Source organism: Bradyrhizobium sp. SZCCHNS2022 (assembly GCF_032377575.1).
GTDB classification, from domain to species: Bacteria; Pseudomonadota; Alphaproteobacteria; order Rhizobiales; family Xanthobacteraceae; genus Bradyrhizobium; species Bradyrhizobium aeschynomenes.
Genome location: NZ_JAUHHZ010000001.1, coordinates 2,595,757 through 2,610,730 on the forward strand (window position 1 = coordinate 2,595,757; position 14,974 = coordinate 2,610,730).

Annotated in this window: 17 protein-coding genes; 4 read left to right on the top strand and 13 right to left on the bottom strand. The window is 65.5% G+C overall.

The features are described from left to right. Positions 1-148: 148 nt before the first annotated feature. The 9 genes from QXZ94_RS11565 to QXZ94_RS11605 form a co-directional block, all read right to left on the bottom strand. Entirely contained in the window at positions 149-757 is a 609-nt protein-coding gene (locus QXZ94_RS11565) for a riboflavin synthase (protein ID WP_315720505.1), read from the bottom strand. Continuing rightward, the gene (gene ribD, locus QXZ94_RS11570; RefSeq protein WP_315720506.1) at positions 757-1,908 is read right to left on the bottom strand and encodes a bifunctional diaminohydroxyphosphoribosylaminopyrimidine deaminase/5-amino-6-(5-phosphoribosylamino)uracil reductase RibD; all 1,152 of its coding nucleotides are present in this window, start codon (positions 1,906-1,908) and stop codon (positions 757-759) included. Before ribD ends, QXZ94_RS11565 begins: the two co-directional genes overlap by 1 nt. Beyond that, complete coding sequence (gene nrdR, locus QXZ94_RS11575) at positions 1,905-2,390, bottom strand: transcriptional regulator NrdR (RefSeq protein ID WP_011927287.1); 486 nt, start codon at positions 2,388-2,390, stop codon at positions 1,905-1,907. The genes ribD and nrdR overlap by 4 nt, the downstream gene beginning before the upstream one ends. 14 nt (positions 2,391-2,404) lie before the next feature. Next, positions 2,405-3,709, bottom strand: coding sequence for a serine hydroxymethyltransferase (gene glyA, locus QXZ94_RS11580; protein WP_172109723.1), 1,305 nt, complete (start codon positions 3,707-3,709; stop codon positions 2,405-2,407). 185 nt (positions 3,710-3,894) lie between these two features. Then, positions 3,895-4,377 (bottom strand): hypothetical protein, encoded by a 483-nt coding sequence (locus tag QXZ94_RS11585; RefSeq protein ID WP_315720507.1) that lies wholly within the window; start codon positions 4,375-4,377, stop codon positions 3,895-3,897. A 107-nt stretch (positions 4,378-4,484) separates the two neighbouring features. Then, complete coding sequence (locus QXZ94_RS11590; protein WP_006612770.1) at positions 4,485-4,706, bottom strand: hypothetical protein; 222 nt, start codon at positions 4,704-4,706, stop codon at positions 4,485-4,487. 18 nt (positions 4,707-4,724) lie between these two features. Continuing rightward, positions 4,725-4,949 carry a hypothetical protein gene (locus QXZ94_RS11595; protein WP_315720508.1) on the bottom strand — a complete coding sequence of 75 codons (225 nt, stop codon included), beginning with the start codon at positions 4,947-4,949 and terminating at the stop codon, positions 4,725-4,727. A gap of 200 nt (positions 4,950-5,149) precedes the next feature. Then, on the bottom strand, positions 5,150-5,662 hold the full coding sequence (ldtR, locus tag QXZ94_RS11600) for a transcriptional regulator LdtR (RefSeq protein WP_008962376.1): 513 nt from the start codon (positions 5,660-5,662) through the stop codon (positions 5,150-5,152). Between the two features lie 359 nt (positions 5,663-6,021). Continuing rightward, positions 6,022-6,489, bottom strand: a complete 468-nt coding sequence (locus QXZ94_RS11605) for a DUF6163 family protein (protein WP_172109725.1) — start codon at positions 6,487-6,489, stop codon at positions 6,022-6,024. Positions 6,490-6,732: 243 nt separating this feature from the next. Between QXZ94_RS11605 and hemB the strand changes: the two genes are divergently transcribed. The 3 genes from hemB (at position 6,733) to QXZ94_RS11620 (ending at position 9,370) form a co-directional block, all read left to right on the top strand. Then, on the top strand, positions 6,733-7,794 hold the full coding sequence (hemB, locus tag QXZ94_RS11610) for a porphobilinogen synthase (protein WP_315720509.1): 1,062 nt from the start codon (positions 6,733-6,735) through the stop codon (positions 7,792-7,794). A 162-nt stretch (positions 7,795-7,956) separates the two neighbouring features. Continuing rightward, positions 7,957-8,505 carry an RDD family protein gene (locus QXZ94_RS11615; RefSeq protein WP_315720510.1) on the top strand — a complete coding sequence of 183 codons (549 nt, stop codon included), beginning with the start codon at positions 7,957-7,959 and terminating at the stop codon, positions 8,503-8,505. Positions 8,506-8,593: 88 nt separating this feature from the next. Further along, complete coding sequence (locus QXZ94_RS11620) at positions 8,594-9,370, top strand: arginyltransferase (protein WP_315720511.1); 777 nt, start codon at positions 8,594-8,596, stop codon at positions 9,368-9,370. An 87-nt stretch (positions 9,371-9,457) separates the two neighbouring features. On the opposite strand, the gene QXZ94_RS11625 is transcribed toward QXZ94_RS11620, so the two are convergent. Next, entirely contained in the window at positions 9,458-10,840 is a 1,383-nt protein-coding gene (locus QXZ94_RS11625; protein WP_315720512.1) for an Nramp family divalent metal transporter, read from the bottom strand. Between the two features lie 680 nt (positions 10,841-11,520). Between QXZ94_RS11625 and QXZ94_RS11630 the strand changes: the two genes are divergently transcribed. After that, positions 11,521-12,747, top strand: coding sequence for an MFS transporter (locus tag QXZ94_RS11630; RefSeq protein WP_315720513.1), 1,227 nt, complete (start codon positions 11,521-11,523; stop codon positions 12,745-12,747). Here the strand turns inward: QXZ94_RS11630 and QXZ94_RS11635 are convergent. From QXZ94_RS11635 to arsC, 3 genes are read right to left on the bottom strand one after another with little or no spacing between them, the layout of a single operon-like run. Beyond that, positions 12,744-13,178: a universal stress protein gene (locus QXZ94_RS11635; protein ID WP_315720514.1), complete on the bottom strand. Its 435-nt coding sequence runs from the start codon at positions 13,176-13,178 to the stop codon at positions 12,744-12,746. The genes QXZ94_RS11630 and QXZ94_RS11635 overlap by 4 nt on opposite strands. Positions 13,179-13,238: 60 nt before the next feature. Continuing rightward, positions 13,239-14,513, bottom strand: a complete 1,275-nt coding sequence (locus QXZ94_RS11640) for an adenylate/guanylate cyclase domain-containing protein (RefSeq protein WP_315720515.1) — start codon at positions 14,511-14,513, stop codon at positions 13,239-13,241. Positions 14,514-14,533: 20 nt separating this feature from the next. Continuing rightward, positions 14,534-14,938, bottom strand: a complete 405-nt coding sequence (arsC, locus tag QXZ94_RS11645) for an arsenate reductase (glutaredoxin) (RefSeq protein WP_315720516.1) — start codon at positions 14,936-14,938, stop codon at positions 14,534-14,536. Positions 14,939-14,974 lie beyond the last annotated feature (36 nt).

The window sequence follows — 14,974 nt, forward strand, 5'->3', positions numbered from 1 at the left end:
GAGGGAGCGGCCAATGGGCCGCATCGCGAAGGACGAGATGAAATTGGCCTCATGCTGCGAACCGGCGCAGCAGCGCCGCCTCGCCATGAGGGCTGGCCTTGTAGGCGCGAGCGCCGGCAAAGCCAAGACGGAAAGCCTCGCTTGGAGGCTACTTCATTTCCGTGAGGCGCGCGGCGTAGCGCGCCATCAGGTCGACCTCGATATTGACCTCGCTGCCGGCCTGCCAGGATGACAGCGTGGTGACGCTCAGCGTATGCGGAATGATCAGGACCGAGAAGGTCAGATCGTCGACGGTGTTGACCGTCAGCGACACGCCATCGAGGGTGATCGAGCCCTTGGTGGCGATGAAGCGGGCCAGTTCGCGGCTCGTCTTGAACACGAACCGCGCCATGTCCGGCAGGTTCTCGCGGCTGACGATGGTCGCGATGCCGTCGACATGGCCGGAGACGATGTGACCGCCGAGCTCGTCGCCGATCTTCAGCGCCCGCTCCAGGTTAAGCTTCGAGCCGACGCGCCAGTGCCTGGCCGTCGTCAGCGCCAGCGTCTCCGCGGCGGCATCGACCTCGAACCAGGTCTTCCCGTCGGCGACACCCGACTGCACAACCGTAAGGCAGACGCCGTTGTTGGCGATCGACGCGCCATCGGCAATCGTGGCCTGATCATAGCTGCAGGCGATCCGCAGCCGGTGCAGCTTGCCCTCGGTCCGCGGCGTCAGGCTGACGATCTCGCCGATGTCGGTGACGATGCCGGTGAACATTACACGCGCTCGTAAATCGTAAGGGTGTCGGGATCGAGCGTCTCGCTAGCACGAACGCGATAGGCCGGCGACTGCGTGATTGCGGTCAGCGGCAATGCATCCAGCGCAGCAATCCCGTCGGCGCCGATCGTGCCGGGACCGCGCAGGAGCCAGATCTCGTCGACGAGGCCGCTCGCCATGAAGGATGACGCGACGCGGCTGCCGCCCTCGATCATCAGGCGGGTGATGCCCTTCTCGGCGAGCGCCTTGAGCACCGCGGGCGGCTCCAGCGCCGATGGCTCGGCCTGCGGCGGCACACGGATGACCTGGGCACCGGCAGCACCGAGCTTGGTCGCCGCCGCGGGCTCCGCTAGCGCGGACGCGACCATCCAGAGCGGCGTGGTTCGCGCCGACTGCACCAAACGGCTGGTCATGGGCAGCCGCAGCATCGGATCGAGCACGACGCGCACCGGCGAGCGGAGATCCATCCCCGGGAGCCGGCAGGTCAGCAGCGGATCATCGGCAATCGCGGTGCGCACGCCGATCAGGATCGCGTCGCTCTGGGCGCGCAACAGATGCACGCGCGTCCGTGCGGCCGCGCCCGTGATCGCCACAGGCGTGCTGCCGCTGGCTGCGATCTTGTCGTCGGCCGAGACGGCGAGCTTCAGGATCACATGCGGCCGGCCATCACGGATACGGCGGAAATGGCCGGCATGGTCGCGCTTGGCGTCGGCCGAACAGAGACCGACCTCGACCTGGATGCCGGCGGCACGCAGCTTCGCATGCCCCTGCCCCGCGACCTCGGGATTGGGGTCCTCGATCGCGGACACGACGCGGCTGATGCCGGCGGCGATCACCGCGTCGACGCAAGGCGGCGACTTGCCGAAATGCGAGCACGGCTCCAGGGTCACATAGAGCGTGGCACCCTTGGCCGCCGCACCCGCCCGCCGGATCGCCTCCGGCTCGGCGTGCGGACGCCCGCCCGGCTGGGTCCAGCCACGGCCAATGATGATGCCATCCTTGACCACCACTGCGCCGACGGCCGGGTTCGGCCAGGTGCGACCCTGCCCACGCCGGCCAAGCGCCAGCGCCAGCTGCATGAAGCGGCGGTCGGCGTCCTTTTGCGCCTTCAGCTTTTCACCGACCTGATCGACCAGGACCCGGAAGATCATTTGCGGACCGGCGCCAGCCGCGGGGTCTCGTCCTCGGCCGAGAGCTCGCCGAGCACGGCCTCGAAATCCTTGGCCTCGCGGAAATTGCGATAGACCGAGGCGAAGCGGACATAGGCGACGTCGTCGAGGTCGCGCAGATGCTCCATCACGATCTCGCCGATCGCCTCCGAGGACACCTCCGATTCACCGCCGCTCTCGAGCTCGCGCACGATCGCCGACACCATCTTCTCGACGCGCTCCGGATCGACCGAGCGCTTGCGCAAGGAAATCTGCACCGAGCGCATCAGCTTGTCGCGGTCGAACGGCACGCGGCGGCCGTTGCGCTTGATGACGGTGAGTTCGCGCAGCTGCACCCGCTCGAAGGTCGTGAAGCGGAAGTTGCAGGTGACGCAGACCCGCCGCCGCCGGATCACCGAGGAGTCCTCGGTGGGGCGGGAGTCCTTCACCTGCGTATCGAGGCTGTTGCAGCTCGGGCAGCGCATTGTGGCTTCAAGCCTTACTGATAGATCGGGAACCGGTCGGTCAATGCCTTCACCTTGTCCTTGACCGCGGCTTCCACCAGCGGCGCACTGCCTTCCGAGGACTGCGCAATCGCGTTCAGCACCTCGGCGATCAGGCTGCCGACCTGCTGGAATTCCGCGACGCCGAAGCCGCGGGTGGTCGCCGCCGGGGTGCCGAGACGAAGGCCCGAGGTGACGAACGGCTTCTCGGGGTCGAACGGGATGCCGTTTTTGTTGCAGGTGATGCCGGCGCGGACCAGCGCCTTCTCCGAGACGTTGCCCTTCAGCCCCTTCGGCCGGAGGTCGACCAGCATCAGGTGGTTGTCGGTGCCGCCGGAGACGATATCGAAACCCTGGGCGCGCAGCGATTCCGCCAGCGCCTTCGCGTTCTCGACGATGTTCTTCGCGTAGACCTTGAACTCCGGCCGCAGCGCCTCGGCGAACGCCACCGCCTTGGCCGCGATGACGTGCATCAGCGGGCCGCCCTGCAATCCGGGGAAGATCGCCGAGTTCAGCTTCTTGGTGAACTGCTCGTCGTTCCAAAGGATCAGGCCGCCGCGCGGGCCGCGCAGCGATTTGTGGGTCGTGGTGGTGACGATGTGAGCGTGCGGCACCGGCGAGGCATGCGCGCCGCCGGCGACGAGGCCGGCGAAGTGGGCCATGTCGACCAGCAGGTAGGCGCCGACGCTGTCGGCGATCTCGCGGAAGCGCTTGAAGTCCCAGGGGCGCGAATAGGCGCTGCCGCCGGCGATGATCAGCTTCGGCTTCACTTCCTCAGCCTGTTTGGCCACCGCATCCATGTCGATCAGGTGGTCGTCGCGGCGCACGGTGTAGTGCGCGGCCTTGAACCACTTGCCGGACATGTTGACCGGCGAGCCGTGGGTCAGATGGCCACCGGCAGCGAGGTCGAGGCCCATGAAGGTGTCGCCGGGCTGCAAGAGCGCCAGGAACACCGCCTGGTTCATCTGGCTGCCGGAGTTCGGCTGGACGTTGGCGAAATTGGCGCCGAACAGCTTCTTGGCGCGGTCGATCGCGAGGTTCTCGGCGACGTCGACCCATTCGCAGCCGCCATAGTAGCGCGCGCCCGGATAGCCCTCGGCGTATTTGTTGGTCATGACCGAGCCCTGGGCCTCCAGGACCGCCCGGCTGACGATGTTTTCCGAGGCGATCAGCTCGATTTCGTGCCGTTGCCGACCGAGCTCACCCTTGATGGCGGCGGCGATCTCGGGATCGGCCTCGGCCAGGGTGGCGGAGAAGAAAGAATCGACTGACGAGGCGGGCTTGGCGCTGGAAGCGGTCATCGGCGGAATATCTCCACGTCCGCAAGGCCTTGAGGGGCCGGCGGTCGGTTCAGTGAAGGCGGTCGGAAAAGACCCCTGCCCTTACCATACGGGCGGCGGCAGGCCAAGGGACAGGTCAAGCGGTTGCGGGTCAAACCGGATATTTGCGCCAGATATGGTGGACGGCCGCTGGAACAAGCCCCTGCTCACGCCCCGCCGCAGGAGTGCCAGCTCTCCGACATCTGCCAGGTCTCGTTGGTCCGCAGGTTGGTCGCCTTGTAGATCCGCCCCCGATCGTCGCCGGGAGGACACTTCTTCGGTTTCCAGACCGTGCAGAGACGGACGGGGTCGCCCAGCTTGGAATGGGCCACGCCGGCATTCCACTCTGCGTCGATCTGCTCGGCACCGTTCTGATACTGAACGTAGGTGCCAGAATCCATCAGCGGCTCACCGTCCTCGTCGCGCTTTTCGCCGCTTTTGAACGGTGTCGGCGATAGCGGCTCGTCGAACCGATCGGCGATTCTCGTAATCGTCGTCTCTGCGCAGGCCCCAACTTTCGCTAGGGCTTTGCGACTGTTCGGTCCCTTCGGAGAGGCAACCGGCTCGGCCGTACTCGTAGAGACGACCAGCTCCCCGCAAACCAACACCATGACTGCGGTAGTCAGTATCATTCGGGACAGCAAAAGCATCGACGGCTCCCCCCCAAAAAAACAACCTGCATGAAACCAGACGGTCTCATACAGGTTGCCGGTATCATGAGGCAAGCGCCAAGCGCGAGCATCTTGCGCCAGGGTCATCAGAGCCCGGTGTAGCCCGCCTTCACCGGATCGACGCGGCCGTCGAGCTGGCGCAGATAGGTCAGGCCGCACACGGTGAGACGATGCGGGTCACGCTCGCCAGCTTCGAACAAGGTCTGGATGTAGGCGCTGACCTTGCGCCGCGCTTCCTCGCTGGCCGCCGCAGTGCGGTTCGCCAGCAGGTCGTAAGTGTGCATGATCCGATCGATGGCGGCTTCCATATCATCCCCTCTTGATGGTCAGGCCGCAGAGGCCATCTCGAACATCGAGATCGCCTTGTTCGCGAGCCTGAGCTTGTTGAATTCTCCGCGGTGGATCAGCTGCACGATGATGTCGACGAGCTGTTCGTTCGGCGTGATCGTGTCCGGCAGCACACCTGACAGGCGCAGATAGTTGGCCGCGATCGCGTAGGAGTCGGCGACCACCTCCACGTTCATCACCTGCATTCCGCGATCGTGCAGCATGATCCAACCTCCGGCGGGGACAAGTCGTGGAGGCCTGGTTGGTTCCAGCTCGAAGCGGAAGTTTCTCGCAACAGCGAATAGGAACACCAAAAGAAAAAGCGCCGGCCCCAAGCGGGACCGACGCAAGGTCGAACTCAGACGGCTGTCCGGTCTTGATCTCCGCGTTGGGAGGCCGGCTCAACCGAAACGATGTGCGCGTGTCAGAGCCGATACAAAATCTGATCGGTCCAGAACCGCTCGAGGCGATGCAGCGACTTGTTCAGCGTGGAGAACTCCTCGCTCGAAATGCCGCCGACCTGCTCCACGGTCTTGACGTGCTTCTGATACAGCGAGTCGACGATGCGGCGGATCTCCTGGCCCTGCGGGGTCAGGCGGATGCGGACCGAGCGGCGATCGACGCGCGAGCGCTGGTGATCGAGGAAGCCGAGCTCGACGAGCTTCTTCAGGTTGTAGGAGACGTTGGAGCCGAGATAGTAGCCGCGCGTGCGCAGCTCGCCCGCGGTCAGTTCCTTGTCGCCGATGTTATAGAGCAAGAGCGCCTGGACCGAGTTGATGTCGGAACGACCGCGACGGTCGAACTCGTCCTTGATGACGTCGAGCAGGCGGCGATGCAGCCGCTCCACCAGAGTCAGGGCTTCCAGATAGAGCGACTGGACGGTGCCGCCCTGACCCGGCGCAGCAGTCTCCACGGCCGTCGCAACGGCTTTCATCATGACACTTCCCCTGTCGTCGTTTTTGTCGACTTATTCGACGAAACTTGTGTCCCGTCTGATAGAGCGAACTTAAGGGGCGTGCTTTGAAGATCGCCTTAAATAAGAGCATAAAGAGAGAATGAATCGCGGAGAGTGAATCGTCTTTTAATTCAGTAATTACAGAGGCTTTTGCAAGAGTCCGTTGACGGTCGATGCCCGATGTTCGCGGTTCGTTTCATCCCGCTGTCGCATTCCAAAACAGCTACGGCTTGCACGCTAAGGTGTCTGTAACAGCTGTGGCAAACGCTCTTAAGGTGTTCGAAACATTACCCGCAATGCGTTGAAAGGATTTACGCCGGGCAACGATTGGAACGCACCACCTATGGTGGTCGCTCGCGCGCAGCCATCCAGGCCAATACGAGATAGGCGGCAAGCATGACCGCCTCGCCGGCAACCACCACCAGATTGCCACCATAGATGCCCGGGAACATCAGCTCGATCACCGCCATCGAGACCACCGTGGTGAGCCACACCACCGCACCCCACGGCGTTGCCAGCCAAAGGCCCACGGCGGCGACCAGCTCGATCACCGCGAAATAGACCGTTGCGGCCTGCCAGGCCATGGCCTGGTTCTCGAATGCATCGTCCTCCCCACCGATGAAGCCGGTCACCTGCGCCCAGTGATAGAGTCCCTTGACGATCGACAGCATCGCCATGACGCGCAGGAACAGCACGAGCCGTCGCGTCCAGACATTCTCGTCACCCTCGCGCCGATCTGAGGACATGGCGGCAATGGACATGGCGGCGTTGTCGCGCGCCAGGTCTCGCGCCGAGGGGATCTCAGGCATGGCGGCTCAGGCAGATCGGGCAGGTCTTCATCGAAAACATCGGGCCTCTCAAGACCAGGAGGATGGCGATTCTTGGCCGCTTCTTGGCCATCCCGCACCGTGAAATCAACCGGGCCGGAAATCAACCCTGGCCCGCTTGCGTCAGGTCAAGTGACGGGCGGCGGACGAAGTGCTACAGATTGTTGGAATTACAACAAATCAAAATCCTCCGGCTCGCCGGCCAGCTCAAGGAGCCAGCACCCCATGGCGATCAAATTCGGGCGCCCGATCGATCTGCGCGACGTCGCGCGCAACCCCGCCGCGGGAACACCGCCGGTGCTCGATCTGACCATCCGGCCGCGGCGCAACCGCAAGGCCGAATGGGCGCGCCGGATGGTGCGCGAGAACGTGCTGACGACCGACGACCTGATCTGGCCGCTGTTCGTCGTGCAAGGCGACCGCACCCGCAGCACGGTGGCCTCGATGCCGGGCGTCGAGCGGCTGAGCGTCGACGAGATCGTCCGCGATGCCGAGCGCGCCGCCAAGCTGGACATCCCCTGCATCGCGCTATTCCCCTACACCGAGCCGTCGCTGCGCGACGAGCACGGCTCGGAGGCATGCAACCCGGACAATCTGGTCTGCCAGGCCGTGCGCGCCATCAAGAAGGAGTTTCCGGACATCGGCGTGCTCTGCGACGTCGCGCTGGACCCGTTCACCAGTCACGGCCATGACGGTCTGATCCGGGACGGCCGCATTCTCAACGACGAGACCGTCGCGGTCCTGGTGCGTCAGGCCCTGGTCCAGGCCGAAGCCGGCTGCGACATCATCGCGCCGTCCGACATGATGGACGGCCGGGTCGGCGCCATCCGCCAGGCGCTGGACCAGTCGGGCTTCCTCGACGTGCAGATCATGGCCTACGCGGCCAAATACGCCTCAGCCTTCTATGGCCCGTTCCGTGACGCGATCGGCTCGGCCAAGACGCTGACCGGCGACAAGCGCACCTATCAGATGGACAGTGCCAACAGCGACGAGGCGCTGCGCGAGGTCGAGCTCGACATCGCCGAGGGCGCGGACATGGTGATGGTCAAGCCGGGCATGCCCTATCTCGACGTCGTCAGGCGGGTGAAGGACACGTTCGCCATGCCGACCTTCGCCTACCAGGTCTCGGGCGAATATGCGATGATCGCGGCGGCCGCCAACAATGGCTGGATCGACGGCGACCGGGCGATGATGGAGAGCCTGCTCGCCTTCAAGCGCGCCGGGGCCGACGGCGTCCTGACCTATTTCGCGCCTCAGGCCGCCGAGCGGCTGCGCCGCCACGGCTGAGCGGACCCGACGCGCTGCGCGGTTTCGACGCCCGGGCGTGCGGCGCTCCGCGCGACAAATCGCGAAAACGCCGGAAATTTGCCGCGCGCGTTGCAGGGATCGCCCCTTGCAAGCGCGCGCGCTGTTCCCATGTCCTGGTTGCCAATTCGGGAGGGTCCATCGATGGCGTCTGCGAGCCCCGGCAACGACGGCGGCTGGTCCAGCGGCGGGGCGAGCCCGCGGCCGCATGCCTATGATCCCACTCAGCAGCCGGAGCTGTTTCGCGGCGTGCTGACGCGGCGGATGATTGCGTTCTTGATCGACCTCCTGGTGCTTGCGGTCCCCGTCATCCTGGCCGTGATCTTCATTGCCGTGTTCGGCGTGGTCACGCTCGGCCTCGGCTGGGCGCTGTTCTGGCTGGTCTCGCCAGCCTCGGTGATCTGGGCGATCGTCTACTACGGCGCGACCATCGGCGGGCCGAACTCGGCAACGATCGGCATGCGGGTCATGGATCTGGAGCTGCGAACCTGGTACGGCGCGCCCGGCTACTTTGTGCTCGGTGCCGTGCATGCGGTGTGCTTCTGGATCTCGGTATCGGCGCTGTCGCCCTTCATCCTGCTGATCGGATTGTTCAACGGACGCCGCCGGCTGCTGCACGATTACGTGCTCGGCACGGTCGTCATCAATACGTCCGTCCGCTCGCAGCTCGCCCAACCGGCTCGGACGTGGTGAGACCGCAGGTGACCCACCAAAACCGATTGACCGGCCGGCTTCGGAGCGCAATTCTGTTGTTGACCGCCTCGGAGGCTCACGACGTTCCTTGACCCAGCACTCGCGTGACACCCCGCAATTCTACCTGACCGCGCCGTCGCCCTGCCCGTATCTGCCGGGCCGGCAGGAACGCAAGGTGTTCACGCATCTGGTCGGCGACAAGGCGACCGATCTCAACGACCTCCTCACCCATGGCGGCTTCCGCCGCAGCCAGTCGATCGCCTACCGGCCGGCCTGCGACCAGTGCCGGGCCTGCGTATCGGTCCGCGTGATCGCCAACGAATTCCGTCCCTCGCGCAACTTCCGCAAGGTGCTGGCGCGCAATTCCGACCTGGTCGGCGAGCAGCGCAGCGCGGTACCGACGTCCGAGCAATATTCGATCTTCCGCGGCTATCTCGATCAGCGCCATCGTCATGGCGGCATGGCCGACATGACGGTGCTCGACTACGCGATGATGGTCGAGGACAGCCATGTCGAAACGCGAATCATCGAATATCGCCGCCGCAACCTGAGCAACGGTCCAAACGCCAGGGGGGGCGAGCTGGTCGCGGTCGCCCTGACCGACGTGCTCAGCGACGGCCTGTCGATGGTGTACTCGTTCTTCGACCCGTCCGAGACCACGCGCTCGCTCGGCACCTTCATGATCCTCGACCACATCGCGCGGGCGCGGCGCCAGGGACTGCCTTACGTCTATCTCGGCTACTGGATCGAAGGCTCGAAGAAGATGGACTACAAGAGCCGCTATCTGCCGCAGCAGCGGCTTGCAGCGGCCGGCTGGCTCCGTGTGGATGCCGAAGGCGACACCGCGCCAGAGCCGCAGGAGTGAAAGAGGGCGAATGGCGAAGAGGGAGTAGCAAATAGCGCGCTTCCAGCTTCGCCTATTCGCTACTCCCTCTTCGCCATTGGCCTCACATCATCCGGTGGCCAGATCCCACACCAGCTTGGCGTTGAGGGCGATGATCACGACCGCGATCAGGGCCGCAATCGCCGTGAGCCAGCGTGGCGCCACGAACTGTCCCATCTTCGCTCGGCTCGCGGTGAGCAGGACCAGCGGCACGATCGCGAACGGCAACTGCAGGCTGAGCACGACCTGACTGAGAATCAGCAGCTGCCCGGTGGCCTTTTCGCCGGCCCAGATCGTCACCACCACCGCCGGCACGATGGCAATCATGCGGGTGATCAGGCGGCGCAGCCATGGCGCGATGCGCCAATGGAGAAATCCTTCCATCACGATCTGACCTGACAAGGTCGCTGTGATCGTCGAATTGAGGCCGCAGCACAGCAGCGCGATCGCAAACAATGTCGGAGCCAGCGTCGATCCCAGCAAGGGAGCCAGGAACGAATGCGCCTGATCGAGTTCGGCGACGTCGAGCTGCCCCGTTCGGTGGAACGTCGCCGCCGCCAGAATCAGAATCGAGGCATTGATGGTCAACGCCAGACACAGCGCGATCGTGGAGTCGATCGTGGAAAGCGTGATCGCCTCGCGCTTCTCCGCGGGACTGTCGCCATAGCCGCGGGTCTGCACCAGTCCCGAATGGAGGTACAGATTGTGCGGCATCACCGTGGCGCCGAGAATGCCGAGCGCGAGATAGAGCATCTCCGGATTGGCAATCAGCTGGCTGCTCGGCACGAAGCCCTTGATCACCAGAGCCCAGTCCGGCTGCGCCATGGCGATCTGGATCGCAAAGCAGAGCGCGATGATGCCGAGCAGTGCGACCACGAACGCCTCGATCCAGCGAAAGCCGAACGCCTGCAGCGCCAGGATCAGGAAGACGTCGAGGGCGGTCACACAGACACCGATCGACAGCGGCAGCCCGAACAGCAGGCTGAGACCAATCGCCGTGCCGATGACCTCGGCGAGGTCGGTCGCGGTAATCGCGATCTCCGCCGACAGCCATAGCGGCACCGAGACCCAGCGCGGGGTCGAGTCGCGACAGGCCTGGGCCAGGTCGCGGCCGGTGGCGACGCCGAGCCGGGTGCACAGCGACTGCAGCACGATTGCCATCAGGTTGGACAGCAGCGCGACCGAGAGCAGCACGTAGCCGAACTTGGCCCCGCCCGCGAGCGACGTGGCCCAATTGCCGGGGTCCATGTAGCCGACCGCGACCAGATAGCCGGGTCCGAGGAACGCCAGCAGCTTTCGCCAGAGCGATCCCTTGGTTGCGGTGCGAACCGTGGCGAACATGTCGCCCAGAGACGGCTCCCCGCGCTCGCCGCGCCATCCCGCCGTCATCGGGCGGTCGCTCGGCGGAACCATGGCATGCAGCTGCGAAAGGTCTGACGATTTTGCGTCCATGCCGTCATCCTGAACGAAGCCGACCTTTAATGCAACTTATTTGCAAGAGCAAATTGTGGCAGATCCTGGAATTATTCCGATACCGTTTAATCATCGGGCGAGACCGCCTCTGCCACGTCGTCGCCTGCCTGAAACGCGCGCGAATCGGCGACAGGCCGCCTGCCCACGGATGAGGTCCAACATGCTGTCTGCCCAACTCAGTTCCGAACTCACCTGCGCCCTGCAAGATCTGTGACGGTCCCCGCAACTGCTACGGCGTTGTCGACATGAACCGGCCCTGCCAACCCTCGCATGCGCTCCTCTGTCCGGTGTGCCGATGGCGCCGCGCAGCTTGCCGCCTTCCGTTCACGGACGCGTTCAACGACTGGAGCATCGGGTCGTTCAGGAGCCACACCTCCAACGATGGCGATGAAGCCGTGGATCCAGACTATCGGATCAATCGTCCCGCTGACAATGCGGCGGCGGTGGCCGCTGCTGGACGCCGTACGAAGCCGACATGCGCGTGCTCGACTTCGGCGTGCTCTTGCACCAGCCCGCGGCCGCACGGATCTCCCGAGGCCGCCCTACGATCCGATGATGCCCGGCGGCCCGGAAGCGGCCTCCGGCGCGATCGGAAAGCGGGTGGGCGCGCGGATGCTTTCGCGCCGATGATGCTGGCTCATCACATCAGGTTCCTCGCCATGCCCTCTCCACCCGCCCTGCCCACAAGCTTCCATCGCCTCGCCTGGTCGAACCTGTCGGCGCAATCGGCCGAGCAGATCGCGCTGGCTGCGGCGCCGATCGTAGCGGTGCTTGCCCTCGGCGTCGGCGAGGGCGAGACCGGGCTGCTGCAGACCGCGCTCACCGCGCCGTTCGTGCTGTTCGCCATTCCTGCCGGCCTGCTCGCCGACCGTATGCCGCGGCGGCTGCTCATGGCCGCAGCGGAGGCGCTGCGCGCGCTGGCGCTGCTCGCGATCCTCGTGGCGTTTGCGAGCGGCGTGCTCACGCTGCCGCTGCTCGCTGCGCTCGGGTTCGCGGCCGTGTGCGGCACCGTCGTCTTCAGCGTGGCGGCACCGGCGCTGGTGCCAAGCCTGGTCGTACCGGCCCGGCTGGCCACTGCGAATGCGCGGATCGAGCTCGCCCGCACGGTTGCCTTTGCCGGCGGCCCCGCACTGGGCGGCATGCTGGTCGGCTGGATCGGCGGCGCGCCGGCATTCGGTGTGGCCGCAGCCTTGTCGCTGATCGCGGCACTCTGCCTTGCCGGCATCGCCGAGCCTAGCCGTGCGCCGGTGCCCCGCCGCCATCCGCTCGCCGACATCCGCGAGGGCGCAACGTTCGTGCTGCACCATGCGCTGCTGCGGCCGGTATTCGTGACACAGTTCATCTTCAACACCGCGCACTTCCTGCTGCTTGCCGTGTTCGTTCCCTATGCAGTGCACCGGCTCGGCCTGTCGGCGGGCGGTGTGGGCACGGTGCTGTCGATGTTCGGAATCGGCATGGTCTGCGGCGCGCTGCTGGCAACGCGGATCCTGCGGCGTCTGCCGTTCGGCACCGTGATCGGGCTCGGTCCGGTCACCGGCTTCGCCGCCGCGCTGGTCATGGCGCTGACGACGTTCGTCCCCTCTCCTCTGCTCGCGGCGCTGAGCTTCTTCATGCTCGGGGCCGGGCCGATCCTCTGGGTGATCTCGACCACCACGCTGCGGCAATCGGTGACACCGGCCGGGCTGCTCGGGCGCGTCTCGGCCATCAACATCCTCAGCTACGGCGCGCGGCCGCTGGGCTCGCTGCTCGGCGCCGTCGTCGGCGGGCGCTACGGCGCCGACGTCTGTCTCTATCTCGTCGCCGCGATCTTCGGGCTTCAGGCGCTGGTGATCCTGACCTCGCCCGCCGTCGCGATCGCGCGACAGCCGGAGCCGCAGCCGGCCTAGCGATAGACGAGAATGGGCACGGTCGAATGCGTCAGCACCTTCAGCGTCTCGCTGCCCAGGATGGCCGAGACGCCGCGCAGCCCGTGCGAAGCCATCAGCACCAGGTCGCAGCCCTCGTTGCGCGCCGTCTCGACGATCGCCTCATAGGGCTTGTCATGCTCGACGCAGAGCGTGGCGCAGGCAACGCCGGCCTGCTCCGCATCCGCCTTCACGTGGTCGAGATATTTTGCGGTCTGATCCGCCACCAGCGACTTGTACTGCGCCAGCGCCTTGGTGGCGGCGTGCGGATCGACGACCAGCGAATGCAGCGGCGTCGACACCACCAACGCCGTGATCCTTGCGCCCGTCGCCTTCGCCAGCGCGACGCCGTGCTTGATCGCGGCCTTCGACAGGTCCGAACCATCCGTCGGCAACAAGATATGCGTGTACATGAGCGTCATCTCCCCGACCGATGATGGGGCAGACTCGCATCTTCCGGGCATTGACGTGGGTCAAGGGTGCGACATCTCGTCAGCGAGGTAGCTCTCGTAGGCCCGCGCCGCCGACGGGCTCGCTGCGATCTCCGGATCGAGCGTGTAGAGATCCTGCGCACGGCCGATGCCGCGCAGTGCATAGCGACCCGTCGAGACCAGGTAGCGGCGCCCCTCCTCGTCGAGGCCCGCGCAAAACTCCGAGGAGGCCAGCAGCTCGCGATCGACCGAGCGGCACATCGAGGCGATGCGGCTGACCTCGTTGACCGCCGGGCCCACCACGGTGAAATCGAGCCGGTCGTCGCTGCCGATATTGCCGTAGAACACCTCGCCGAGATGCAGGCCGACATAGGCCGAGGTCACCGGCCGTCCCTCGCCAGCCCGCCGCGCATTGAGCCTGGCGATGTTGAGGCGGAAGCGATGCTCCGCGCGCAGCGCAGCCTGCCGCGCCGCGCCCATGTCGCCGCCGGTGAAGATCGCCAGCACGCCGTCGCCGATCAGCTTCAGCACGTCACCGCCGGAATCGTAGATCGCGTCGATCGACGCCTCCGCATAATCGTTGAGCAGCGGAATGATCTCGTCCGGTGAGATGCTCTCGGAGATCGCGGTGGAGCCGCGCAGGTCGGAGAACCAGAGCACGGCATTGATACGCTCGGTGACACCGCGGGAGATCCGCCCGCGCAGCACCTGCTCAGACGCATCGCGGCCGAGATAGACGCGCCCCAGGGTGCGCACGATGTCGACCTGCTGCGCCGACTTGATCGCGAGCGCGAGCAGCGGAATGAGATCGCGCAAGGCGGCCATCTGCGGCGCGGTGAAACCGCCGTCGCGCCGCGTCAGCCAGTACGAATAGAAGCAATCCATCTGGCCCAGCGTGCCGGCCTCGCCGAACTGGTGGACGAAGGCGAGGAAATGCCGGTGCCCCTTGGCCGACAGATCATGGATCATCGTGAAGTCGAGATGGGCGCAATCGGTCAGGTCGATGCTGAACTCGTCATGGCCCTTCTCCAGCATGTGGTGAAACACCGAGCGCCGCCAGTTCTGCGCGGCCTCGCCGTCATTGCTGGAGCCATATTCGAAGCTGTCGGACTCGTTGCTGGCGGACTCGTTCCAGCGAAAGCCGCGCCCCTCGAAGATCGGGTGCAGGGTATCGATGAAGGTGAGCCCGCGCGACAGCTCCAGGCCGGCCTCGCGGCAGCGCTCGCAGAAGCCACGGAGAATGTCGTTCTCCGGCAACCCCGTCAGGCTCTGGGCGACGAGCCAATTGGTCAGATCAAGTCGGGCCGTGATGTCCATGCTTCCAACTCACCAACGCGTCAGGCCGGCCGGCACACCACCTCGCCGTCCTCCTTGGTGAAGGAAGCGACGGGATGCTCGAGCAGGTCGAGCACGAGCTCGGACGGCCGGCACAGCCGCGCGCCCTTGCCGGTCACCACGATCGGCCGGTTGATCAGGATCGGATGCGAGAGCATCGCCTCGATCAGCTGGTCGTCGCTCCATTTGGGATCATCGAGCCCCAGCTCGGCATAGGGCGTCCCCTTCTCACGCAGGACGTCGCGCACCTTGACGCCCATCGCATTGATGAGCGCGATCAGCTGTTCGCGGCTTGGGGGCGTCTTCAGATATTCGATCACATCCGGCTCCTCGCCCGAGGCGCGGATCATCGCCAGCGTGTTGCGGGACGTGCCGCAGGCGGGATTGTGATAGATCGTCACGGTCATCGGGGCAGTTCCTCGATCTCGATCGCAGGGCATCTC